Annotated in this window: 21 protein-coding genes; 7 read left to right on the forward strand and 14 right to left on the reverse strand. The window is 65.5% G+C overall.

Features of this window, described 5'->3' with window-relative positions; translation table 11 throughout:
• Positions 1–3 precede the first annotated feature (3 nt).
• The 6 genes from BH683_RS18680 to BH683_RS18705 all read right to left on the reverse strand — a co-directional run bounded on the left by BH683_RS18680 (position 4) and on the right by BH683_RS18705 (position 6877).
• Positions 4–972: a TIGR03621 family F420-dependent LLM class oxidoreductase gene (locus BH683_RS18680; RefSeq protein ID WP_084837785.1), complete on the reverse strand. Its 969-nt coding sequence runs from the start codon at positions 970–972 to the stop codon at positions 4–6.
• 29 nt (positions 973–1001) lie between these two features.
• Positions 1002–1844, reverse strand: a complete 843-nt coding sequence (locus BH683_RS18685; protein WP_246833457.1) for a sugar phosphate isomerase/epimerase — start codon at positions 1842–1844, stop codon at positions 1002–1004.
• A gap of 90 nt (positions 1845–1934) precedes the next feature.
• Positions 1935–3059: a substrate-binding domain-containing protein gene (locus BH683_RS18690; protein WP_084837787.1), complete on the reverse strand. Its 1125-nt coding sequence runs from the start codon at positions 3057–3059 to the stop codon at positions 1935–1937.
• A 63-nt stretch (positions 3060–3122) separates the two neighbouring features.
• Positions 3123–4247, reverse strand: coding sequence for a substrate-binding domain-containing protein (locus BH683_RS18695; RefSeq protein ID WP_168187078.1), 1125 nt, complete (start codon positions 4245–4247; stop codon positions 3123–3125).
• A 47-nt stretch (positions 4248–4294) separates the two neighbouring features.
• On the reverse strand, positions 4295–5323 hold the full coding sequence (locus BH683_RS18700; RefSeq protein ID WP_084837789.1) for an ABC transporter permease: 1029 nt from the start codon (positions 5321–5323) through the stop codon (positions 4295–4297).
• Positions 5324–5353: 30 nt separating this feature from the next.
• Positions 5354–6877, reverse strand: coding sequence for a sugar ABC transporter ATP-binding protein (locus BH683_RS18705; protein WP_084837790.1), 1524 nt, complete (start codon positions 6875–6877; stop codon positions 5354–5356).
• Between the two features lie 259 nt (positions 6878–7136).
• On the opposite strand from BH683_RS18705, the gene BH683_RS18710 reads away from it, so the two are divergent.
• Complete coding sequence (locus tag BH683_RS18710) at positions 7137–7658, forward strand: VOC family protein (protein WP_084837791.1); 522 nt, start codon at positions 7137–7139, stop codon at positions 7656–7658.
• 26 nt (positions 7659–7684) lie between these two features.
• Here BH683_RS18710 and BH683_RS18715 read toward each other — a convergent pair whose 3' ends face one another.
• Positions 7685–8173 (reverse strand): nuclear transport factor 2 family protein, encoded by a 489-nt coding sequence (locus tag BH683_RS18715; RefSeq protein WP_084837792.1) that lies wholly within the window; start codon positions 8171–8173, stop codon positions 7685–7687.
• A 32-nt stretch (positions 8174–8205) separates the two neighbouring features.
• Entirely contained in the window at positions 8206–9639 is a 1434-nt protein-coding gene (locus BH683_RS18720) for an aldehyde dehydrogenase family protein (protein ID WP_084837793.1), read from the reverse strand.
• A 189-nt stretch (positions 9640–9828) separates the two neighbouring features.
• Here BH683_RS18720 and BH683_RS18725 point away from each other — a divergent pair, with 189 nt between their 5' ends.
• The 3 genes from BH683_RS18725 to BH683_RS18735 are packed head-to-tail and all read left to right on the forward strand — an operon-like array spanning position 9829 to position 14161.
• Positions 9829–10551 (forward strand): hypothetical protein, encoded by a 723-nt coding sequence (locus BH683_RS18725; RefSeq protein ID WP_246833458.1) that lies wholly within the window; start codon positions 9829–9831, stop codon positions 10549–10551.
• On the forward strand, positions 10548–13094 hold the full coding sequence (locus BH683_RS18730; protein ID WP_084837794.1) for a putative PEP-binding protein: 2547 nt from the start codon (positions 10548–10550) through the stop codon (positions 13092–13094). Before BH683_RS18725 ends, BH683_RS18730 begins: the two co-directional genes overlap by 4 nt.
• The gene (locus tag BH683_RS18735) at positions 13091–14161 is read left to right on the forward strand and encodes an acyl-CoA dehydrogenase family protein (protein ID WP_084837795.1); all 1071 of its coding nucleotides are present in this window, start codon (positions 13091–13093) and stop codon (positions 14159–14161) included. The genes BH683_RS18730 and BH683_RS18735 overlap by 4 nt, the downstream gene beginning before the upstream one ends.
• A 7-nt stretch (positions 14162–14168) precedes the next feature.
• Here BH683_RS18735 and BH683_RS18740 read toward each other — a convergent pair whose 3' ends face one another.
• From BH683_RS18740 to BH683_RS18765, 6 genes are read right to left on the reverse strand one after another with little or no spacing between them, the layout of a single operon-like run.
• Positions 14169–15419 (reverse strand): acyl-CoA dehydrogenase family protein, encoded by a 1251-nt coding sequence (locus tag BH683_RS18740; RefSeq protein ID WP_084837796.1) that lies wholly within the window; start codon positions 15417–15419, stop codon positions 14169–14171.
• Between the two features lie 16 nt (positions 15420–15435).
• A complete protein-coding gene (locus tag BH683_RS18745) occupies positions 15436–16587 on the reverse strand; it encodes a thiolase family protein (protein WP_084837797.1) in 1152 nt (383 codons plus the stop codon).
• A complete protein-coding gene (locus BH683_RS18750) occupies positions 16584–16985 on the reverse strand; it encodes an OB-fold domain-containing protein (RefSeq protein ID WP_084837798.1) in 402 nt (133 codons plus the stop codon). Before BH683_RS18750 ends, BH683_RS18745 begins: the two co-directional genes overlap by 4 nt.
• Before the next feature lie 7 nt (positions 16986–16992).
• The gene (locus BH683_RS18755) at positions 16993–18408 is read right to left on the reverse strand and encodes a dihydrolipoamide acetyltransferase family protein (RefSeq protein WP_084837799.1); all 1416 of its coding nucleotides are present in this window, start codon (positions 18406–18408) and stop codon (positions 16993–16995) included.
• A 3-nt stretch (positions 18409–18411) separates the two neighbouring features.
• Positions 18412–19437: an alpha-ketoacid dehydrogenase subunit beta gene (locus BH683_RS18760; RefSeq protein WP_084837800.1), complete on the reverse strand. Its 1026-nt coding sequence runs from the start codon at positions 19435–19437 to the stop codon at positions 18412–18414.
• A gap of 22 nt (positions 19438–19459) precedes the next feature.
• The gene (locus BH683_RS18765) at positions 19460–20488 is read right to left on the reverse strand and encodes a thiamine pyrophosphate-dependent dehydrogenase E1 component subunit alpha (RefSeq protein ID WP_246833459.1); all 1029 of its coding nucleotides are present in this window, start codon (positions 20486–20488) and stop codon (positions 19460–19462) included.
• Between the two features lie 218 nt (positions 20489–20706).
• On the opposite strand from BH683_RS18765, the gene BH683_RS18770 reads away from it, so the two are divergent.
• From BH683_RS18770 to BH683_RS18780, 3 genes are read left to right on the forward strand one after another with little or no spacing between them, the layout of a single operon-like run.
• A complete protein-coding gene (locus BH683_RS18770) occupies positions 20707–22254 on the forward strand; it encodes an AMP-binding protein (protein ID WP_084837802.1) in 1548 nt (515 codons plus the stop codon).
• A gap of 31 nt (positions 22255–22285) precedes the next feature.
• Positions 22286–22885 carry a histidine phosphatase family protein gene (locus BH683_RS18775; RefSeq protein ID WP_084837803.1) on the forward strand — a complete coding sequence of 200 codons (600 nt, stop codon included), beginning with the start codon at positions 22286–22288 and terminating at the stop codon, positions 22883–22885.
• Positions 22882–23508, forward strand: coding sequence for a histidine phosphatase family protein (locus BH683_RS18780; protein WP_084837804.1), 627 nt, complete (start codon positions 22882–22884; stop codon positions 23506–23508). The genes BH683_RS18775 and BH683_RS18780 overlap by 4 nt, the downstream gene beginning before the upstream one ends.
• The last annotated feature ends 85 nt before the right edge of the window (positions 23509–23593 follow it).

Consider the following 23593-nt stretch of genomic DNA (forward strand, 5'->3'; position numbering starts at 1 on the left):
TCATCACTTTCCGGTCATGCGCCCGACGATGGGCGCGAATTGTTCGTACGCTCGGTCACCGATGGTGAAGTAGGAGAAGCCGAACTCTTCGCGACGTTGTTCGAGCTGCTCGCAGATGTCATCGACCGATCCTACGAGCGCGTGGGGAAAGGCCCGCAGCTCGTCGCGCGTGAATCCCGTGCGCTCGATCAGGGCTTCTTCGGTGACATCGGTCTGACCCTCGATGGCGACGAAGTAGGCACCCGTCTCGAGTTCGATGTCGGACATCCGGTCTCCCGCGCCGGCGCGCACCCAGCCCAACTTCTTGTGTGTCTCTTCGACGGTCGAGGTGAGCACGCTGTCCGAGCCGAGCACGCCCGAACGGTTGTTGAAGTTGATGCTGACGATGTCGGCAGTTCTGCCTGCCAACGTCAGCACCCGCCGCGCTCCGCCGCCGATCATGATCGGGGGCGCGATCTCGGGGACCGGCAATGGCGAGAAGCCGTGCGCCTTCACGAACGTGCCGTCGACCTTGATCTCGCTTCCGGACAGGTACTGGGTGATCAGCTCGACGGTTTCCTCGAGCCGGTCCACTCGCAGACCTGCCGACGGGAAGTCGATGCCCATCGCGTCGTATTCAGAGCCGAGCCAGCCTGCGCCAAGCCCGATCTCGATCCGGTCTGGTGCGAACATCGCCAGCGTCGCAGCCTCTTTCGCCAGCACCACCGGTTCGTGGTAGCTGGTGCAGAACATGCGGCAACCGACCTTCAACGTGTCGGTGACCTCGGCGGCGACGGCCATGCTCGTGATCGGCGCCATGGTCACCGGTCGGTGCCCGGTCGGGTCGAGTGCGGGGCCCGGCCCGATGTAGTGATCGGACACGTGCAGGGCTGAATAGCCCATGTCTTCGACCTTGTGCGCGACGTCGCGCCATTCCTGTCCGGTGTTTGCCCGATAGACCTGGGCAGCGAACCTGAAGGGTTTCTTAGTCATGACTACAGTTTCTCATTTTTCGTCGATTTTCACGAGGCCGGGCTCGGTGCCGGGGTCGCTGCTCTCAAGACCTCGCGCGCTGCCCGGCCGAGGTCGGCGGTCCACCCACGTGGGTCGGTGACGGACCGGGCCGAGGGCGCCTCCACACTGACCGCGGCCGTCTGCGGCAGCCGCCGCAGCAGCTCCACCAGGGGCAATGCCCCCGTTCCCGGCGCGAGGCGATCGGTCCGGGCCTCCGTGATGGCCGTGTTGTGGTCTGCGGCCGGTGCGTCCGTGGGTGCATCGCAGAGCTGGCAGTACGGCAGCAATTCGGGGGCGATGGCGTCGAGCTCGGACCACTGTGAGCCTGCGCGAGACCAGTGCAGTGCGTCCACCAGAAGGCCCGCATCCGAACCACGCGCATCCACCACGAACCTCGCCGCGGCGCTCATGTCGCGGACGGACGAGAAGATCATGGGCTCCAGACAGGCTCGAAGTCCGTGGGCCCCGGCCAGCTCTGCCAGCTCGGCGAAGTTCTCGGTGGCCCGCGCGTAGTCGTCATCGAGCACCGTCACCAGTAGGAAACTCGCGTTCAGTTCCGCCCCCGCCTCGAGCACCGCCGACCAATCCGTCCGCGAACTCCCCGGATGCAACTTGACCACCTCGACATCGAGTACGCGCATCCCGTTGGCGGACAGGGCACTCTTGGTCTCACGCAGCAGCGACGACCCCGCGGAGATCCGAAACCCGCGGTCCTGCGCTGTCTGCGCCACCCGCAGCCCGACCGCGTCGAAACCACCGAAGGCGGCGTTCTCGATGAACTGCGGTGGCGGCACGCCGATCGCCGACAGGTGCGATAGGGACAATATGCGTTGCGCTGGAGTGACTTCCACCCTTACTCCGATCTGGTTGCCGCCTGAGACGACACTGCCCGGGCGGTCGTGCTCGGGCCCGGGCAGTGTCATTTCAGGGGGTGCTGATTCCTACTTGAGCCACAGGGCCTTGAACTGGTCCTGGTAGTCCGCGACACCTACCCAGTAGCCCGTGTCGGCGTCGATGACGGCGGAGTCGATGTTCTCCGCGTTGAGCAGCTGAGTCGGGAGGAACGCCGCGTCTGCCGGAGCGAGGTCGTCGCCGTTGAACTGGCGGGCCAGCATGTCGATGACACGCCATCCGAGAATCTGGACCGGGAATCCAACCCACACGCTGTTGTCGCCGTCTTTGAGCGACTTCAGGTTGTCGGGAGTGGGGGTCTGACCCGCGAAGGTCACCTGATCCTGCAGTCCCGCGCCGCGCAGGGCCGCGTCGACGCCGAGCACGAGGTCTCCGAAGGAGAACACCGCGTAGTTGATGTTCGGATCACGCTGCAGCGTACTGACGACACTCTGCGGGGTCTTGGTACCGAGATCGGCGACCTGCTGGTTGACGAGTTCGACCTTGCAATCGGGGCACTGAGCCTTCATCTGCGCGGTGAACGCATCGGTGAAGATGTTCAGGATCGGGTAGTCGGTGATGGTGAAGATGGCGACGTTGGCCTTGCCCTCGGACTCGGCGACCACCTGGCTGGCGACCATCTTGCCCCACTCCTGCACCTGCCCGTCTCCGTCCAGCGACGTCGAGATGACGCCGGGGATCGGCTCACCGGACACGCTGTCGGCGATCACCGGGATGCCGGCCGCCTTGGCGGATTCGATCTGCTTGGCGACCATCGACAGCGGGGTGCCGGACATGTGGATGGCATCTGGTTTGAGCGCGATCGCCTGGTCGATGGCCTTGCCTGCAGCCTCGGCGTCGGTGCCCATGATGATGCGCTGGTAGCGCCAGCCCAGCAGATCGGCCGCCTGCTGGATGGCGTCGTTCTTGGCACTCGAGATCGGCTGAGGCGTCTCGATGCTGATGACGTACTTGCCGGCGACGGGAGCCTTGCTCAGTGGGGTGTCGAGGACGAGACCGGCAGGCGCCGCCTCGTACTGGTCTGCCACTGCCTGCGCGCCGGAGACGTCGGCCGCTTGGCCGCTTCCCCCGCCGTCGGAGCTGCTACACGCTGTCGCGAACATACTCGCGGCGACAACGGCGACGAACGCCTTTGTCCATCTGGTGGTCTTCACTGGGATTCCTCTCGGGGGGTGGCTTGAGCGCCGTGGACTGAACGAAAATTGTTGTCGGGAAAACTATTTGAGCCAGAGCTTCTCGAACTGCTCCTGGTAGTCGGCCACACCGATGTAGAAACCGGTGTCGGGATCGAGTACTGCGGAGTCGATGTTGTTCTTGTTCAACAACTGCGTCGGCAGGAAGGCGTCATCGGCGGGTTGCAGGGAGTCGCCGTTGAACTGACGCGCGAGCATGTCGAGAACACGCCAGCCGATGATCTGGATCGGGAACCCGACCCACACGCTGTCGTCACCGTCTTTGAGCGACTTCAGGTTCTCGGGCGACGGGCTCTGTCCGGCGAACCGGACCTGGTCCTGTAGGCCTGCTCCCCGCAACGCGGCGTCGACACCGAGGACGAGGTCGCCGAACGAGAAGACCGCCCAGTTGATGGAGGGGTCGCGCTGCAGCGTGCTGACCACACTCTGCGGGGTCTTGGTACCGAGGTCGGTGACCTGCTGATTGACCATCTGGGTCTTGCACCCAGGGCACAGGGTCTCGAGCTGCGCCTTGAACGCATCGGTGAAGATGTTCAGGATCGAGTAATCGGTGATCGTGAAGATGGCGATGTTCGCGTTGCCGTCACTGTCCGCGACCACCTGACTCGCCACCATCTTGCCCCACTCCTGCACCTGGGCGATGCCATCGATGGAGGTGGAGATGACACCCGGGACCGGCTCGTCGCCCACACTGTCGGCGATGACAGGAATGCCTGCCGCCTTGGCGGATTCGATCTGCTTGCTCAGCATCGCGAGCGGGGTACCTGCGATGTGGATGGCGTCCGGCTTCAGGGCGATGGCCTGGTCCATGGCCTTCGGTGCGGCCTCGGCATCGGTGCCCATCAGGATGCGCTGGTAGCGCCAGCCCAGCACGTCCGCCGCCTGCGCGATGGCGTCGTCTTTCGCGACCGCGATCGGCTGGGGCGTCTCGATACTGATGACGAACTTGCCGGTGTCCGGGGCACGGCTCAGCGGAGTGTCGAGGATCAGGTTGGTCGGCGCGGCCTGGAACTGATCCGCGACAGCAACGGCCGCCGACACATCCGCGGGCTCGCTCGATCCGCCGCTGTCCGAACTGCTGCATGCAGTCGCCAAGAGACTCGCGGAGACAACGGCGACGATCGCCTTTGTCCAGCTGGTTTTTCTCACAGGTGTCCTTTCCAGGGTGGCCGAGCGGCCGAGAAGTGAACGAAGAGTCAGACCCGGCGAGCGGTCCGCGCAGCGAGCGCGACGGCGATGATCAGCGCCAGACCGTTGAAGAGGTCATTGACGTAGCTCGGTGCGCCGGCGAGCTGCAGGCCCTTGACACCGGTGGCGAGGAGGTAGATCGCGATGAGGGTACCGAGAACGTTCACCCGGCCTGCGCGGATCTGGGTGGAACCGAGGAATACGGCCGAGAACGCCGGGAGCAGATAGGACGGCCCGATGTCGGGTGCCGCGGTACCGAGCTTGGCGGCCAGGATCACGCCGGTCAATGCCGCAACCGTCGCTGATGTGACCAAGGCGCCGAACATGATTCGCTCGACGCGGAGTCCGGCGAGGCGAGCTGCCTGCCGATTGCCTCCGGTGGCATAGAGGTAACGGCCGAGCGGAGTCTTCTCCAGGACCACGTACATGACCGCTGCGACCGCGATCATGTAGAAGAACGGAAGCGGCAGACCCAGAAACGGCTTGCTGCCCATGTCCAGGAATCCGTCGGTGAAGCCCTCGGTGATCTGCTTTCCGTCTGTCACGAAGTAGGTACCTGCCAGCAGGATGCTGGACATACCCAACGTCGCGATGAACGAGTCGACGTTGAGCTTGACCACCACGAATCCGTTGACCGCACCGATGAGGGCACCGCACAACAGGGTGGTGATGACGGCGATCGGAGCGGCGATCCCCTGCGACAGCTGATACGAGACCATCGCCACCGAGAAGCCCATCACCCCCGCGATCGAAAGGTCGAAGACTCCTGCCGCGAGGGGCACGATGAGGCCGATGGCGAGCATCGCCGTGATGGCCTGATCGCCCGCGATGATACGGAAGTTGCCCTCGGTCAGGAACAGGTCGGGGATCCAGATCGCGAACAGTACGATGATGGCGACCCACACGTACAGTCCGCTGAATCGGTCGAGTCCCAGATTGATCTTGCGGCCCTGTGGCTTGTCGGGCAGAAAGTCGCCGCCACCCTGGGGCTGACCCTTCGGTGACGTCGCCTTGCCTTCGGCCGATTGTGTTGTCATGGTGTTCCTTTCGGACATCGCGGGGGAGGCTCAGGCCTCGACGCGAGCAGGTTTCTTGAGTGTCGAGGCGGTCAACCGGTCAGGGTCGATCCGGGGGCGGGAGAAGTCGTCGACCACGCAGCCGGCCGACAGCACGATCACGCGATCGCACAGGCGGGTGAGTTCGCCGTGATCGGTGGAGACCACCAGCACCGCGGCGCCGGACTGCGCGGCGTCGTCGACAAGTGTGTGGATGTCAGCTTTTGCGCCGATGTCGACGCCTTGGGTGGGTTCGTCGAGCAGTAGTACGCGCGGCTTGCGGCGCAGCCAACGGGCCAACACCACCTTCTGCTGGTTGCCGCCGCTGAGAGTGCCGAGATGACGTTCGGTGTTGCCGGAGGGGCGTACTCCGAGCCTCTCGAGCCACGTCGCGACGTCCGACTTCTCACGCTTCATCCGCAGCATGCCGCCCTTCGTGTACGCCCAGGGATCGGCGACCGAGACGTTCTCCCGGAGGGATGCGGTGGCGAAGGCTGCATTGCTCAATCGTTCGGCGGGAACACATCCCACGCCCGCAGCCATCGCGAGATCGGGACGGCCGTTTTCCACGGTCTTGCCGTCGACGACGACCGTGCCACCCCTGGTCTCGGCGCCGAACAGTGCGGGGACGATCTGTTCGCGACCCGATCCGGTGATACCCGCGATTCCGAGCACCTCACCCGATCGAATCGAGAAGTCGAGGTCTGTCACGGAACCGCAGGACAACCCACGGACCTCGAGGACGGGATCTCCTGCGGTGTCGGTGGTCTCGTCGGGTTCTGCGAGGAACTCCTCGACGCGGCGACCGATCATCAGTTCCACCAGTCCCGGCTCATCGAGACCCTCGAGGCTCCGGGTGGTCACGATGTTGCCGTCGCGCATGACCGTCACGCTGTCGCACAGCGAGAAGACCTCATTGAGGTGGTGCGAGACGAACAGCACCGCGACCCCACGATCCCGAATCCTGCGCACGAGGTCGAAGAGTCGGACCGCCTCGGCCGCAGGCAGGTTCGCGGTCGGCTCGTCGAGCACCAGGATGTTCGTCGCGCCCGAGCGGTCCTGCACGGCGCGGGCGATCGCCAACATCGTGCGTTCGCTCATGCTCAGTGCGGAAGCGAGCTTCTTGAGATCGATGTCGAAGCCGAGTTCGGCGAGGGCGGCTCTGGCCTGCGCTCTTTCGGCCTTGAAGTCGATCGTGCCGACGGCCCGGGTCTTGTAACCATGCCCCAGCGCCAGGTTGTCGACGACGTCGAGACTCTCGACCAGCCCCAGCTCTTGGTGGACAAACCGCAACCCGGCTGCTTCACCGCTCCCGGGGACACCGAGGTTCAGTTCGCTGCCCGCGACGACGATCTTCGCGCCGTCGTCCGGATCATGATATCCGGCAAGAACTTTGATGAGTGTAGATTTTCCGCATCCGTTCTGTCCGACCAGACCGCGAATTTCACCGGGCGCGAGAACGAGAGTCACATCATTGAGTGCTCGCTGACCGCCGAAAGTCTTGGAAAGACCGCTGATACTGAGCGCGTCTGTCATTTGGGCCTACCTACGTGAGGTGAGTTACTTGAACCGTTGTTTTGTTACCTACGTCATACTGAACTATGTACATGGATAAGTCCAGCGTTCGGGCAAAGTCGTTACATTTGCCCCTCACGTGCACAATTGCCGCCATGAGATCGTCCAGCTCGCACGTTCTTGTTCAATCAACATCGGCCAGAGGCTGCCTGTATCTATAGTCACCAGAAAGTTAGCGAGTGCCGCTATGGCTGCTCGCCCGAACGTTGAGGGCTGAGTGATGACCGAGTACACGCCAGGCGCGATCGTCCAGATCGCCTATATCGTCGACGACGTGCGAGCCGCAGCGCAAGACTTCGCATCGCGAACCGGCGCCGGTCCGTTTTTCGTGCGGCGCAACCCGGTGACATCAGCGCTGGGTCCGGACGGGACCGCGGGTTCTTTCGACCACTCGTCCGCCTACGGACAGTGGGGGCACACACAGATCGAACTCGTCGAGGTCCACAGCGCAGAGCCCGCCGCGTTCGCCCAGACGGCGTTGGTGAGCAACCACATTCATCATGTCGCGATCATGGTGTCGTCTTTCGGGGATCAACAGCGCCAGTTCGCCGACAGCGGGTGGCCGGCGGTACTGACCGCCACCACACCCAACGGCAACAATTTCGCCTTCCACGACGCCCGTGCGCAACTCGGGCACCTGGTGGAGATCTACGAACCGCGCCCCACGATCCTCGCGCTCTACCGCAGGGTCGCCGACGCAGCCGTCGACTGGGATGGCCGCGACCCGGTCCGGGACATGTGAGTCGTGCCAGACGAGGCCCCCCGCCCTCAGGCGTCTGCGAGGAGTGCGGCTGCGCGTTCGCGCGCCATGGTCAGGACCGCAGGGTTGCCGGAGTTCCACAGCACCGTCAGCTGCTTCTTGCAGATCCTCCACTCACCACCAACGCGCACAACGGAATCGGTGTAATACCCGCCGATGGTGAACATCGCATCACCCGCAGTGTTCGGCAGTACGTGCTCGGCGCGGACGTACGAGATCACCGTGCCGCGATCACCCTCGACTGTGATGTGCAGATTGGACAGGAAGTGCTGCGACGCCGTCAGCCCCGGGAACAGCATCCGCCCGCGTTGCACCCAGTCCTCGGCGCGGAACATTCCGCCGTTGCCTGCCCGATAGCTGGTGTAGTCGATCTCGATCTCGTCGGTGAACACCGATCGGTACATGTCCCAGTCCCGCAGGTCGATACCCCGCGAGAAGCGCGACATCAGGTTGGTGATCTCCCGGTGCGCGGTGTTCAGTTCTGCTTCCGTGGCCATGTCGGATCGCTTTCGTCGTGGGTGGGGGCGGATCAGGCGGGTAGCTGAAGGGAGATCTTCTCGAAGTACTCATCCAGGCCGTCGGGACCGAGCTCTCGGCCGATCCCCGACTTCTTCATGCCCCCGAAGGGCGCCATCGCATTGAAACGACCGCCGTTGATGGAGACCTGCCCGGTACGAAGTCGGCGCGCTATCGCGATCGCCGCGGCGTCATCGGCGGCGAAGACACCACCGGACAGTCCATAGTCGGAATCGTTGGCGATGTCGATCGCCTCGTCGATGTCGCTGTAGGTGAGGACAGTGAGCACCGGTCCGAACACTTCGTCACGGGCGATCGCCGAGGTGTTGTCGACGCGGCTCACGACCGTCGGGCGAACGAAGAATCCGGCCTGCAACCGTTCATCGAGACCGGTGACCTCTCCCGGACCGCCGACCAGGAAGACTGCGTCTGCGGGGACGTCCGAAAGCATGTCGAGAACGGTCTGCTGCTGTTCACGCGACGCCATCGGACCGATGTCGATCGCCTCATCGAGCGGATCACCGACACTCTGGCCGCCGACCAGTTCGACGAGTTTGGCCTCGACCTGCTCGAGGTCCCCGATGGGCACGAGCAGCCGCGTCGTGGCGGCGCAGGTCTGTCCGTTGTTGACGTAGCAACCCCGGACAGCGGCGGTGACCGCTGCGTCGACATCAGCGTCGGGCGCCACGATGAACGCGGACTTGCCCCCGAGCTCGAGGGTTACTTTCTTGATGTCGGCTGCAGCTACCTGTCCGACCCGAGCCCCTGCCGAGGTGGATCCGGTGAGGCTGACGAGATCGACGTCGGGGTGGCCCGCAAGGCGCTCGCCCACACGGCCGCCTGCGCCGGTCACGATGTTGAGGACGCCCGGGGGCAACCCGGCTTCTTCGGCGATCTCCGCGACCACGAACGCTGCGAGCGGCGCGACACTGCTCGGCTTCACGACGGACGTGCAGCCGGCGGCAATCGCAGGCGCGACCTTCGCGGCGAGTTGGTAGAGCGGGTAGTTCCAGGGCGTGATCGCCCCGACCACACCCACCCCGACCTTGAGGATCAGGGAGTTGCCCCGCCTCTCCTCGAGACTGGTGGTCTCCAGGATGTCGGCCATCGACCGGAAGATGGTCACCCCCAGCCCGACCTGGACGGAGCGGGAGCGGGCGATCGGCGTACCCACCTCGCGGGCCATCATCTCGGCCAGTTCGGTTTCCCGTGCGACAAGACCGTCGGCGATCCGGCGCAACACAGTGATCCGATCAGCGACCGGCGACTGCGACCATTCACCGAAGGCGGCCCTCGCCGCGGCGACCGCGTCGTCGACGTCGCTTTCCGTGCCCGCCGGAACACGTGCCATGAGCTGCCCGGTGGCCGCCTCGAGGACATCGATCGTGCCCTCACCTGCGGAAGGAACCCACTTGCCGCCGATGTAGAGCTCGTTCCGGTCTGCCATTGCCGCGCCTCACTGTTGTCCGATATCTGGTCGAGCTACGCCGTCCCATGTCGCCTCCGCGGAGCCGAGTGGTGGCCGTCACAGAGAGCGTATCCGACTTTGAGGATGCACTGTCAAGTAACTTGACCGCATCAATTCTGTACATAGTTTCGGGCTCTTTCTTGACATCCACTACTATTTGGGTAGGTTATGAGCACCGTCACAGTCCCGGCCGAGGTGGTGTATCAGTCACCGCCGACGCAGGTCCCCCGACCCCGGGGCACCGAGAACCAATCGAGGAGCACCATGAACGACCTCGCGACCAATACGTCCACGCAGGCCACCGCATCGAGCGAGTTGGTCGGCCTCGTGGTCAAGGGGATGTTCCGCGGCCCGGTCTCACCCGAGCTGCAGCTGGTGATCGACGCCGGGGACGCCGTCGCCAAGGGCCCGATGGTGATGCCGACCCCCGCCGGGATCAGCGCGGCCGGCGCACTCGTCCGGTTGCCGGAGGGCAGCGACGAAGAGAAGGCGGTCAACGACTTCCTGCACGCCTTCCTCCCGGTCAACCGACGCCTGCGCGAGTTGTGCACCGCATGGCAGTGCCGGCCGGACGGCTCGGTGAACGATCACTCGGACGCCCAGTACGACGCCCGGATCCGCGACCAACTCGACGACATCCATACCGACGTGTCGAAGATGCTCCGGCGCGCGGGCAAGCAGTCCGCAGACCTCCTCGCATATCGGGATCAGCTCAATGTCGCGCTCGAGCGCTTCGACGGTGGCGACACCGCGTCCCTCACCTCTCCGCTGACCGACGGCTACCACACCGTCTGGATGTGGCTGCACCAGCACGTGCTGATGATGCTCGGCGTCACCCGCGCCGAAGACGAGGCCCTCGAAGAGAAGCTCGTCGCTGGCAGCGCGGAATGACTCTGTCCGACAACTCTGTTCATTCCTATACCCGAGCTGCGGTCCCCTATGGACAGGGCCGCGGCCGGGGACTCGGAGCCGACGTACTCGGTGTTCACGGTGTCGAGATGGACAATCTCGTCGCTCTCGGTCTACCGGTGGTGCCGGGCCTGACCGTTCCGATCGGATCCGGCAGTGGCCTGGAGAACCGGGAAACCGCGAACACCGCGATCGATCTGCTCGAAAAGCTGGCAGTCCGCGGCATCTGGCCTGCCACCCGCACCGAACGTCGCCCGATGTTGATGCACCTGCGCTGCAGCGCGCCGGTGCCGGTATCGGCGCTGCCGCCCGCGATCTCGGTCATCGGTTTGTCGAACCGCAACATCGACGCCCTGGTCGAGGTCATCGGCCGCGACCGCGACATCTACGACTCCTGGGCCGCGAATCTGCGCTTCGTCGCCGAAGGCGCCCTGGGTGTCGACGTCGACGATCTCGATGACCTCGACGACGATCATCCCGACAGCCGCGCTCGGGTCCCCGCGTTGCTCGATCTCATCGAGGAAACCACCGGCGCGCCCTATCCCGCCGATCCTGCCGAACAACTCGGACTCGCGGCCAAGGCGATGCTGGCCCGGTGGGCCTCCCCCCGCGGCCAGCGTGCCCGCAAGGCGCTTTCTCTGCCCGACGATCTCGGCATCGCCCTCCACGTCCGGGCCCTGCGACTCGGGTCGTGGAACGAGTCGGGGTACGGCTCCGCGATCAGCCGCGACCTGGAGACGGGAAAGTATGCCCCGCACGGCGTCTTCCACCTCGGTGTCCGCCGCACCGACCCCAACCCCGGCCCCGGCGAACCCCTCGGCCAGGTCCCCGGTGGCGTCACCATCCTCGATCAGATCTTCGCAACCCTCGAACCACATCTACGTGGCGTCGCGGAGGTCGAGTTCGAAGTCCGCGACCGGCAGCTCGCCCTGCTCAGCGCGGGCGCGCTCGAACATCCGGGCCCGCGTGCGGTCACCCACCTCGCGGTCGACCTGGCCAACGACCACTCGATCGAACGCAGCGAAGCAGTCCGGATGCTCGAGCCCGACCTGATGCAGGATCTACTGCACGCGCAGCTCAAGCTCAGTGGCAACGAGGAACTACTCGCCCAGGGCCTGCCCGCATCTCCGGGGGCTGCGATCGGCGAGATCGCCCTGTCGAGTGAACGCGCGCTCCAGTTGGCCGGTCAGGGCAAGGACGTCGTCCTCGTCGCCTCCGAGACCAGTCCCGCCGACGTACCCGCGCTGCTCGCCGCCACCGCGGTCGTCACGTCCAACGGCGGCCTGGCATCCCATGCCGCTGTTGTCGCGCGTGGTGCAGGACGGCCGGCGGTCTGCGGTGCCACCTCCCTACGCATCGACCTGACCGCACGCACCGTGACCGCCAACGGTGTCACCATGTCCGAGGGCGATGTCGTCTCGGTCAACGGCCGGACCGGCGACATCTACGCCGGAGCCGTCATGATCCGTCCAGCAGAACCATCACCCGAACTCGAGGTCCTCCTCGGCTGGGCCGATGAGATCCGTGAACTGGGCATCCGCACCAACGCCGACAACGCCGAGGACGCCGCCACCGCTTTCCGGCTCGGAGCCGAGGGAATCGGCTTGTGCCGCACAGAACATCAGTTCATGGGCGACCAACTGCCGCTCGTGCAGCGTCTCGTTCTCGCCGAGAGCGAGGCCGAGGAGATCGAGGCCATCGCAGCTCTGACCACCGCACAGCAATCGGACTTCACCGATCTGCTGCGAGTGGTCGGCAACCGACCGATCACGGTGCGATTGCTCGACGCACCCCTGCACGAGTTCCTGCCTACCGACGGCCACTATCGCGATGCCGCCCAGGCCGAACGTGCCGCGGCGACACACGAATCCAATCCGATGCTGGGCCTGCGCGGCGTCCGCTTCGCGATGGTGCAGCAACGGTTGTACCCCGCGCAGGCCGAAGCGCTGTTCCGTGCCTGGGTGACGGTCAACGCAGAGGGGCTCTCGCCGGTACTCGAGGTCATGATCCCCCTGGTCTCGCTGCCCGGCGAGCTCAGCAAAGCCATCACCCAGGTGGACAGCGCAGCCGCCGCCGTCGCAACCGACACCGGCGTCAAAGTCCCCTACCTCGTGGGCAGCATGGTCGAGACCCCGCGCGCAGCGCTGCTCGCCGCCTCGCTGACCGCCGACGCCGAGTTCCTGTCGTTCGGCACCAACGACCTGACCCAGTTGACCTACGGATTCTCGCGCGATGACGTCGAGAAGACCATGCTCGCCCACTATCTGGACCACGGCCTGCTGACCGACAGCCCGTTCGCCGTACTCGACCGCGATGGCGTGGGCGCACTGGTCGCGATGGCGGCGGAGCGGGCTCGTGGGTCACGGCCGACGGTGAAACTCGGCGTCTGTGGAGAACATGGCGGCGATCCGGAGTCGATCTCGTTCCTGAACTCCATCGGCCTCGACTACGTCTCGTGCTCACCCCGCCGCGTACCTGTCGCACGGCTTGCTGCAGCACACGCGACCCTGGAAAGTGGCCGATGAGCACCGAACTGGACGATCTGCGCGCAGCAGTACGCGATGCAGCAGCCGACCTCGGCGGACCGGACCTGTGTCGTTCACTCGACGCCTCGGGCCCCGGCTGGGATGCCACGGCCTGGTCCGTGATCGCCGAGCAGATCGGCGTCGGAGCACTGGGCCTGCCCGAATCCTGCGGTGGACTCGGCGGATTGGCCGAACTCGTCGTGGTGGCCGAGGAGCTCGGCGCCGCGCTGCTGCCCGTGCCCTTCCTCTCGACCGTGTTCGCCGGACAGGTACTCGTCAACACCGGCGGTGCAGACGACGTTCTCTCCGAGATCGCCGAGGGAACTCCCGCTGCCGTCGCCGGGCTGAACCGCCAGGGCTGGTGGTCCCCAAATGATCTGATGTTCACCGCGGCCGATCAGGCCGGCTCGTGGTCGCTCACCGGACGCGCTCCCGCCGTTCTCGGTGCTGCCGGTGCTCGCTGGTTGGTCATCCCCGCTGACACTCCTGACGGTCCCGACGTGTTCCTGGTCGATTCGGCCACACCCGGCGCAGCCGTCGTTCCGCTCGAGACCCTCGACCTCTCCCGCGGGCAGGGGTCCGTCACTCTCACCGACGTCTCTGCGACGCGGTTGACCACTGGTGGAACGGCCGCTGCTGCAATACTTCCCGCACTGGACATCGCCTGCATCGTCTTGGCCGCCGAACAGCTCGGCGGAGCGCAGACCAGTCTCGACCAGACCGTCGAGTACGTGAAAGAGCGTCGGCAGTTCGGACGCGAGATCGGCAGTTTTCAGGCCGTCAAACACACCCTCGCCGACCTGTTGGTGCTCGTCGAGTCGAGTAGGTCAGCAGTCACCCGAGCGGTGGAGGCCGACGATCTCGTCGAGGCAAGCGCAGTCGCCCAGGCGTGGTGCAGCGATGTCTACCGGACCGTCAGCGCCGAGGCGGTCCAACTCCATGGTGGTATCGGCTTCACCTGGGAACACCACTGCCATCTGTACTTTCGACGCGCCCGCGCCGACGCCCAGCTCTTCGGCGGCACTGCGCTCCACCGTGAGCGACTGGCCGCCGCACTCGCCTGGTAACCCCGGGTCAGCGCTTGTCGCGCTGCGACCAGGGCTGATCGCGGTTCTCGCGGGGCTCCGGCGGTAGACCGAGCACTCGCTCACCGATGATGTTGCGCTGGATCTGATCGGTTCCGCCGGCCAGTCGATATCCCGGGCTACCCAGCAGGTGTTCGGTCCAGGCGAACTGATCGTCGTCGATATTGGCGGTGACGTTGTTGCCCAGCAGGTCCGCCGCGATCTCGCCGATCTTGCCGAGTACGTCCGACGCCATCAGTTTGCCGACCGACGCTGCCGGTCCCGGCGAGATTCCCGCCGCGGCAGCGCGGGCGACGCGATCGGCGGTGGCGGCACGGAGTTCAGAGCGGATGTAGACGTCGGCGATGTCCTGACGGACGAGCGGATCGTCCGAAACCCCCAGGGACTGTGCCAACGAGACCAGTTCGGCGACCGAGCCACCCTTCTTGCGGGTGACCGACCCCGAGGCGGTGCGCTCGAAGGCGAGGGTGGCACCGGCGACCTTCCAGCCGTGGCCCACCTCGCCGAGCCGCATGCTGTCCGGGACGCGCACGTCGTGGAGAAACACCTCGTTGAAAGAGGCGCCGCCACTCATCTGGCGGATCGGCCGGATCTCGACGCCCTCGGCGTCGAGCGGGATGAGAAACGCCGTGATGCCCTTGTGTTTCGGCACATCAGGGTCGGTGCGGGCGAGCAACATCCCGAGATCGGCGAATCGAGCTCCGGACGACCAGACCTTCTGCCCGTTGAACACCCACTCATCGCCCTGCCGGACACCGCGGCAGCTGAGCGCCGCCAGGTCGGAACCCGCCCCGGGCTCACTGAAGAGCTGGCAGGCCAGCAGATCGGTACGGAGCAACGGGTTGGCGTAGGCAGCCCGCTGCTCGTCGGAACCGAACATCGCCACGGCCGGACCGACCAGACCTGTGGTGACACTGATCAGTTCTGTGGACGGCGGAACATCGAAGTCGCGCTCTGCCTGGGCAATAGCCGAAGCGAACGACGCAGGCAGTCCCCGCCCGCCGTGTTCGATCGACAGGGTCACAGCGCCGTAGCCGGCGTCGAAGCGCTGCCTGCGATAGTCGCGGACCGCGTTCAGCAGCGCGAGTTCGTCCTCGTCGGACAGATTGCGGAACACCGCCAGATCAGGCCGGGCGTCCGGGGAGGGTGCCGGCCGCGGCGGCAGGATCGATGCGAGCCAGTCGCGGACCTCCGCCTGGAAATCTGCCAGTTCGGGGACGACGTCGAGAGCCTTGGTCACAGCGAGCCTTTCGAGATCACGTGGTCAGAACAGTGCACGCCGACAGTCCCGGGGCGCCATACACGTGGGTGAAGCCGACGGACGGGCGGTTCGGCACCTGATGGCCTTCGGCCCGCCCCTGCAGTTGCCGGACCACCTCGTGGACCTGACGCAAACCGGATGCGCCGATCGGCTCGCCGCCGGCGAGACAACCGCCATCGGTGTTGATGGGTAGCTCACCGTCGAACCGTGTTGCGCCACTGTCGAGGAGCTTGCCCTGGTCTCCGTGTGCGCAGAGACCGGTCTCGGCCATGTGGATGATCTCCGAGCCCGAGTCGGTGTCCTGCAACTGCGCGACCTGCACGTCGGACGGACTCACCCCGGCACTGGCGAAAGCAGCGGCAGCCGCATCGATGCTGGGGCTGTGGACGGGTTCGGTGTGGAGCCAGGGCGAGAACACCTCGAAGGATCCGAATCTGCGGGTGCGCACCTCGACTGCGGCCAGCCGGATCGGGTTGTCGCACAGATCGAATGCCCGGTCGTCACGCGCCAGGATCAGACCCACGCCGCCTTCGCCCGGCGAGCAGAACATGTATTGGGTCAGCGGATCGTTGACCGGTGCGGAATCGAGCACCTGCTGCGCGGTCAACGGCTTGCGGCGCCACGCCATCGGGTGCGCGGCACCATTGGCGAAAGCGCGTTCGGACACCGCGGCGAGTGCGTGTTCATCGAGGCCGTGCTCGTGAAAGTACCGTCGTGTCTTCATCGCGAAGTACTGGGTGGTGACCATCATGCCGGTGCGGGCGTACCACTGGCCGAGGCCGTAGGCCGCCGGGTCGGAACCGAACGCACCGCGCGGATGCTTGTCGAAACCCACGACCGCCACCACGTCGGCGCGGCGCGCGGTCAGCATGTCGGCAGCGGTCGACAGGGCGACTCCACCTGTGGCGCAACCGTTCTTGACCGTGGTGAACGGAACTCCGGTCAGGCCCAGGCGCGACACCAGCGAGTCCGGTTTGCCGGACACGTTGCTGCCACCGACCGCGGCATCCACATCGGACCAGCTGATACCTGCATCCGCGAGGGCCGCACGCAGCGCGTGCTCGCCCATGTCCATACCGGTGACACCGTCGTGCCGCCCGAAGGCGTGCATACCCGCGCCAACGATGTAGATGTCCTCTTTGCTCACGACGACACCCTCTCGGACGGGACCTTCGCGAAAGCAAAGGTGAACTCGGCATCACTGACGTCGAGCAGACACAGCTCGACCTGATCGCCGATGGCGACCTCACCGACGATCCTGGATTCGACCAGCACCGAACCGAGGTCGACGTAGCCGACGACGAACGGTTCGAAACCGGATGCAGGCGCCTCGAACGGCGGCTTCGGCGCGAACGATTGCCGTGTCCAGGTCCAGACCGTGCCACGCCCTGGCAACGCCTGTCGTACGACGTCGACCCCGGCGCAGCCCGGACACCGATTCGCGGCCGGGAACACCACGACATCGCATTCTGCACAGCCACTTCCGGCCAGCAGCGGCGGATCGAGCTGGGCGAACAGGGTTGCGTCGATGGCGACCGAATCCATGGCGTACCTACCCGGCCAGCAGGCTCAGCGGTCGCGACAGCACGGCGCTGAGGGTGCGCAGGAACTCCGCGGCGGGAGCCCCGTCGACGGCCCGGTGATCGAAGGTCAGGCTCAACGTCAAGACCTGGGTCTTGACGGGAGTCTCGCCCTCCCAGCGGAATCCGTCCTTGACACGGCCGACACCGAGGATCGCCACGTTGCCCGGATTGATAACAGGCGTGAAGAAGTCGACACCATAGGCACCGAGGGTGCTGACGGAGAACGTCGCACCTTCCATGTCTGCCATCGCGAGCTTGCCCGTTCGTGCGGCCGCTGCGAGTGCGCCGGTACGACCGGCGATCTCGCCCACCGACAGTGCATCTGCGCCCTTGACGACCGGGACGATGAGTCCACCTTCCACCGCCACCGCGACACCGAGGTTGATCTCGGAGAACAAGGTGATCTTGTCGTCGGCGATACCCGCGTTCAGCAACGGATGCTGCTGCAACGCAACGGCAACCGCTTTCATGATGAAGTCGTTCAGACTCGGCGCCTTCGCACCGGTCTCACCGGCTTCCGCCTTGAGCTGTGCACGCGCTGCGACCAGGGCGGTCACGTCCGCCTCGTAGCCGTGGGTCAACTGCGCCATCGTCTGCAGACTGTCGACCATGTTGCGGGCGATCGCTCCCCGCATGCCGGACAACGGGATGACCTCGCCCGGTTGCGGTCCGGACACAGGTGCCGGTTGTGCAGTGGCTGCGGACGGTGCGGAAGCCGCCGACGATCCGGCGGCCTTCTCGACGTCGGCCTTGGTGACCCGGCCACCGATACCGGTGCCCACGAGCGCAGTGAGATCGACTCCCAATTCGGCGGCACGCCGCCGGACCAGGGGTCCGACGAACTGGCCTGCTGACTCGCCTGCAGGTTCGGACGCAGCAGCAGCGATCGATGCGGCGGCAGCGGGCTGTGGTGCAGCGGCCAAGAACTCTTCGACATCCTCGGACACGATGCGCCCACCGGGTCCGGTACCGCGCACAGCGGTGAGATCGACGTTGGCTTCGGCTGCGACGCGTCGGGCGTTCGGCGACGATTTGAGCCGGGTTCCGTCCCCGGTCGCGGCCGCAGGGGTGGCGGCACTGGCAGCCGGCGCCTCGGGAGCAGCGAGTTCCTCGGCCGCCACCGGCGCGGCTCCATCCGGCGCTTGTTCACCCTCACCGAGTAACCAGCCGATGACCGCGCCGACCGGCAGTACGTCGCCGGCCTTTGCGTTCGTGGCGAGGAACCCTTCGGCCTCGGCCTCCACGTCGACCTCGACCTTGTCGGTCTCGAGGCGCAGGAGGACGTCACCCATACCGATGCGCTGTCCCGGGGTGGCCAGCCACTCGCCGATCACCCCTTCTTGCATCGTGAGGCCGAGTTTCGGCAGCACGATCTGCTGTGCCACGACTCAGCCCCTTTCGAGCAGACGCCGCGCTCCGGCGACGATTCGGTCGGCGTCGGGCACGTAGGCCTTCTCCAGCGGCGTGCTGAACGGGACCGGGGTGAACGGCGCGCCGATACGCAGGACCGGGGCATCGAGGTAGTCGAACGCCTCCTCCTGGATCTGCGCGGCCACCTCGGCGCCGATACCGCCGAAGGTCACGGCCTCGTGGACCACGAGGATGCGATTGGTCTTCGACGCCGACTTCACGATGGTCGCGGTGTCGAGCGGCTGGACCGACCGCGGGTCGACGACCTCCACCGATACGCCGGATTCGGCCAGGATATCCGCGGCCTTGAGCGCTTCGACGACCATGCGACCGAAGGCCACGATGGTGACGTCATCGCCCTCGCGCGGAACTGCCGCCTGTCCGAGCGGGATCTCGTAGACCTCTTCGGGTACCTCACCGCGGGCGCCGAGCAGCACCTTGTTCAGCATGAAGACGACCGGGTTGTCATCGCGCACTGCCGAGACCATCAGCCCCTTGGCGTCGTATGCGTTGGACGGCATCACGACCTTGAGTCCGGGCGTGTGCGCCAGCCAGGTCTCCAGGCTCTGCGAGTGCTGAGCACCCGCGCTCACGCCGGCGCCGTAGGCAACGGCGATGACCATCGGAACCTTGACCTCGCCGCCATACATGAACTTCATCTTGGCGGCCTGGTTCACCACCTGGTCGAGCGCGACCGCCAGGAAGTCCATGAACATGATGTCGACGATCGGGCGCAGTCCGCGCGCGGCGGCTCCAACTCCGAGGCCGATCAGGCCCATCTCGGCGATCGGGGTGTCGACCATCCGGCGCGGACCGAACTCTTCGAGAAGTCCGTCGTACATGTGGAAGACCCCGCCGTATCCGGCGACGTCCTCTCCGATGACGAAGACGTCTTCGTTCTCCCGCATGGTCTGCGCGACGGCCTCGTTGTACGCCTTGACGTACGTGGTGACCCGGGCCGTGGCGGCCTCCGCGGGTGCGGTCAATTCTGTTGCAGTAGACATTGGTTCAGCCTTTTCTAAAGGTTCAGTCGCTGTAGACGTTGAGGGCGAAATCGGCCAGGTCGGGGAACGGGCTGTTCTCCGCGAAAGCGACGGATTCGGCGATGTCGGCATCGACCTCGGCCCAGATGTTCGCGAACTCACCTTCGGTCACGAGGCCCTCGGACACCGCCCGCGCCTCGAGTAACTTGATGGCGTCCCGCTCTTTCCACGCCTCGACCTCTTCCTGGGTGCGGTAGGTCTTGCGCAGACCCTTGACACCCTGGTGGTCGTAGTAGCGGTAGGTCTTGGCCTCGACGAGGGTCGGGCCGCCGCCGTTCCGGGCGCGCTCGACGGCACGGCCCACCGCGGCGCGTACCGCGATGGCGTCCATGCCGTCGCAGATCTCGCTCGGGAAGCCGTACGCCGGCGCACGATCGGCCACGTTCTCGAGCTTCATGTGGTCGCGCAGCGCCGTGAACTCGGCATATCCGTTGTTCTCGCAGACGAAGACGACCGGGAGGTTCAGGATGCCTGCCATGTTCGCGGCCTCGTGGAACGCGCCGATGTTGCTGGCGCCGTCACCGAAGAACGGGATGGCAACGGTGTCCTCACCCCGGTACTTCGCGGCGAAGGCTGCTCCGACTGCGATCGGGATACCGCCGCCGACAATGCCATTGGCGCCGAGCATGCCGATGGAGAGGTCATTGATGTGCATCGAACCGCCGCGGCCCTTGCAGTAGCCGTCGACACGACCGAAGAGCTCGGCGAACATCTGTCGGAACTGGGCGCCCTTCGCCACGGCGTGACCGTGTCCGCGGTGGGTCGACGAGATCTGATCGGTGTCGCGCAGGTTGCTCATCGCGCCCGCCGCCACAGCTTCTTGACCGACGTACAGGTGAAGGAATCCCGGCAGCTTGCCGCCTTCCATCAGGCGACCGGCCTCTGTTTCGAACTGGCGGATCCGGACCATACGCCGGTGGAGGTCCAGGACCACCTCACGGCTGGGTGTCGGGTCATTCGATCCGACGGGCTCGATGGCCTCACGGGTTGCGTTTGTCGCGGTCGAAGTCACCACGAGCACCTCTTCTCTGGTTTCAGCAACAATGCAGCGACGACGTTCGGGCTGACTTTGTTTACGTCTTCTACAGTATGGACCACAACTGTAGCCCAATGTAAGTAGAATCACTATAAAGTTACTAAGGTCTGTGGTCAGGCTGCTTCTTACTTGACTTGGTGTCCAGTAAATCGCACGATAGGCCCGGACGTGGACCGTTTGAAGGAGAAAAGTCGATGCTCGACCGAATCAGAGATCGGGCGGTGTCCGATCCCAGCGGGATTGCACTGATCGACGACAACAGCTGGCTGACGTGGGCCGAGGCCGCGGACGCTCTCGATGCGCTCGGCGCACACCTCATCGCACTGGCACCCGACCCCGACGAGCGGGTCGCGGTGATCGGTGAGAACAGCATGGAAACACTGCTCACCCATGCCGCAGCAATCGGTCGCGGCGTCGGGACGGTCGCTGTGTCGCGGCAGCTCAAACCCGACGAAATGGCTGATCAGCTGCTCGATTCCGGAGCTGTCGCCGTGGTGACGGGCCCTCTGGGTCTGGCGTCTTCCATCGCAGCAGCGCAGAAGACCGGCCTGCGGGCGGTGATCGTCCACAACACCGAGGCAGGCGACAGGAACGTCCCTTGGCAGCAGGTCGTTGCCCCCGCCGCCCCTGCGGCCGCGCCTGTAGACCCGGCTGATCGGCCCGCCCGTCCCCCGCTGGTCTACACCTCCGGAACCACCGGTCGAGCCCGCGGCACGCAGGTGCGCTGGTTGCCCGCTCCTGTGGACTCGGCACAGGAGTATGCCGATGCGGTCGCCGCCCGGTCCGGATACCCGGCAGGCGTCCACCTCGTCGTCGGCCCCTTGCAGCACAACGGCCCACTCACCGCGATCAGGCACCTGCTGTCGGGTCATCCCGTGGTCGTCATGGGCCGGTTCGACGCCGAACGCGCGTTGTCCCTGATCGAAACCCATCGGGTCACCTCCACCCTGATGGTTCCGACCCACTTCCAGCGTCTACTGGCGCTGCCCGCGGAGACCCGTGCCAAGTACGACGTGACGAGTCTCGAATGGGTTGCCCACACGGGCTCCGCATGTCCTGCCGACGTCAAGCGCGCGATGATCGACTGGTTCGGCCCGATCCTCGTCGAGTCGTACGGCGGTAGCGAGATCGGTTCGGTCTGCCGGATCGATTCCGTCGAATGGCTGGCGCACCCCCGGTCGGTCGGTCGGGCAACCGCACCGTTCGAGGCGGTGGTCGTCGGCTCAGACGGGACCGAACTGGGCCGCGGAGAGGTGGGGGTTCTCGGATTCCGCACGCCACCAGAGCGCAGCGTCGTCTATCACGCGGACCCCGAAAAGACTGCTGCGGCTTACATTTTGCCAGGCGTGGCCACTCTCGGCGACGTCGGCTACGTCGACGAGGACGGCTATGTCTTCATCACAGATCGAGTAGCCGACATGGTGGTCTCGGGCGGCGTCAATCTGTATCCGGCAGAGAGCGAACGAGTTCTGCTGACCCACCCAGCGGTCGCCGAGGTGGCGGTCATCGGGGTTCCTGATGAGGATCTCGGCGAATCCCTGCTCGCTCTGGTTGTTGCGGAGGCCGATGCACACCTCGACATCGACGAGTTGAAGGCATTCGCCAAAGAGTCCATGGCATCGTACAAGTGCCCCAAGAAGTACGTTGTGGTCGAAGAATTGACGCGCAATGTGATGGGCAAGCTCGACAAGAAGGCACTGCGGGCTCCGTACTGGAGCACCGATCGCACCATCGGCGGCTAGAGCTACCGGCGATTACCCCCGGAAGGTATTCATGATCGAGGTTCTGTTCGTACGGCACGGCCAGCCCGTCTCGCGGGTGCGCAACCCTGCCCTGGCGCCCGAGGGGATCGCGGATGCCCGCAAGCTCGCCACGTGGCTTCGTCACGAGCAGATCGACGCCATTGTCGCGAGCCCACTGGCCCGTGCCCTCCAGACTGCCGAGACCCTCGCAGAGGGCATGGGCCGCGGAGTCGACCTCGTGCTCGAAGACCTCCGAGAATGGGACGACGACATAAGCCCTGAGGACTACATGGCTCTCGAGGACATGGCACCCGACGACGCTCGGCTGACGGCAGTGCGCGACGGCCGATTCGAGGAATACGTCCCTGACCTGAACCTGCCCAAGTTCCGGGCCCGCGCACGATCGGCGCTGGATCAGATCTTCGACCGGTACGAATCCGGTCGAGTGGTCGCGGTGGCCCATGGAGGCATCATCAACGCCGCCGTCGCCGATGTACTGGAGATGCCGAAGACGTTCTGGCACAACCCGGCATACACCTCGGTTGCCCGCGTTCGAAAGTTGGATTCCGGCGTGATCATCGTCGATTCGATCAACGACACCGCACACCTGCGCGGCACGGTGACGCCATGACACAGGTGGTGGACGCAGGCGCCGTTGTTGCCGACACCCTGGCGAACGCCAGCCGGGTCATCCTGGTCCGCCACGGACTCCCCGGTGATCTCGGTGTGGCCGACCCCGGACTCGGAGACGAAGGCGTCAGCCAGGCCCGCCGATTGGGCGACTGGTTACGGAATGAACCTGTGGCGCAGGTCGTCTCCAGCCACTACACGCGAGCCCACGAGACCGCACTGTTCGCGGCCGAGCCCCATGGCCTCGACGTCGTCGTCGACGAGAGACTGCGCGAGTGGGACAGCGACCGGACCACCTATTCCACGCCCGAGGCCATCGCCGAGACACCACGCGGAAAGGCCTTCGCCGAGGCCCGGTTCGACGACTTCATCCCCGACTACGACAAGGTCGAGCTCGCTGCACGTATGCGCGCCGCGGTACTCGAGGCAGTCGAGCGCGCGCCGGGACAGCTGACGGTTGTCGCTTCTCATGGCGGCGCCATCAACACGCTGCTCACCGACATCCTGCAGGCGCCGTCGCCGTTCTTCTTCAATCCCGGCTACACCTCGATGAGTCGCATCGCCGTGATGCGTTCAGGCCGGTTCGTCATCGAGACTGTGAACGAAACCGCCCACCTGCGCTGACGAGTGACTCCGGTCTACTCACTGCCCGTAGGTGTACCGCAGGTTGGCGTTGATCAGCGTCCCGATGCGTTTGCGCATGTGTCCA

Origin of the sequence: Williamsia sp. 1138 (assembly GCF_002095435.2) — a bacterium.
In the GTDB taxonomy this organism is placed as follows: domain Bacteria; phylum Actinomycetota; class Actinomycetes; order Mycobacteriales; family Mycobacteriaceae; genus Williamsia.

Bases quoted from the DNA above. Each gene is read 5' to 3' on its own strand.
- BH683_RS18730 (WP_084837794.1), top strand. From the start codon at position 10,548: ATGACTCTGTCCGACAACTCTGTTCATTCCTATACCCGAGCTGCGGTC.
- BH683_RS18725 (WP_246833458.1), top strand. From the start codon at position 9,829: ATGAGCACCGTCACAGTCCCGGCCGAGGTGGTGTATCAGTCACCGCCG.
- BH683_RS18720 (WP_084837793.1), bottom strand. From the start codon at position 9,639: ATGGCAGACCGGAACGAGCTCTACATCGGCGGCAAGTGGGTTCCTTCC.
- BH683_RS18700 (WP_084837789.1), bottom strand. From the start codon at position 5,323: ATGACAACACAATCGGCCGAAGGCAAGGCGACGTCACCGAAGGGTCAG.
- BH683_RS18760 (WP_084837800.1), bottom strand. From the start codon at position 19,437: ATGTCTACTGCAACAGAATTGACCGCACCCGCGGAGGCCGCCACGGCC.
- BH683_RS18780 (WP_084837804.1), top strand. From the start codon at position 22,882: ATGACACAGGTGGTGGACGCAGGCGCCGTTGTTGCCGACACCCTGGCG.
- BH683_RS18710 (WP_084837791.1), top strand. From the start codon at position 7,137: ATGACCGAGTACACGCCAGGCGCGATCGTCCAGATCGCCTATATCGTC.
- BH683_RS18715 (WP_084837792.1), bottom strand. From the start codon at position 8,173: ATGGCCACGGAAGCAGAACTGAACACCGCGCACCGGGAGATCACCAAC.
- BH683_RS18735 (WP_084837795.1), top strand. From the start codon at position 13,091: ATGAGCACCGAACTGGACGATCTGCGCGCAGCAGTACGCGATGCAGCA.
- BH683_RS18750 (WP_084837798.1), bottom strand. From the start codon at position 16,985: ATGGATTCGGTCGCCATCGACGCAACCCTGTTCGCCCAGCTCGATCCG.
- BH683_RS18705 (WP_084837790.1), bottom strand. From the start codon at position 6,877: ATGACAGACGCGCTCAGTATCAGCGGTCTTTCCAAGACTTTCGGCGGT.
- BH683_RS18775 (WP_084837803.1), top strand. From the start codon at position 22,286: ATGATCGAGGTTCTGTTCGTACGGCACGGCCAGCCCGTCTCGCGGGTG.
- BH683_RS18680 (WP_084837785.1), bottom strand. From the start codon at position 972: ATGACTAAGAAACCCTTCAGGTTCGCTGCCCAGGTCTATCGGGCAAAC.
- BH683_RS18770 (WP_084837802.1), top strand. From the start codon at position 20,707: ATGCTCGACCGAATCAGAGATCGGGCGGTGTCCGATCCCAGCGGGATT.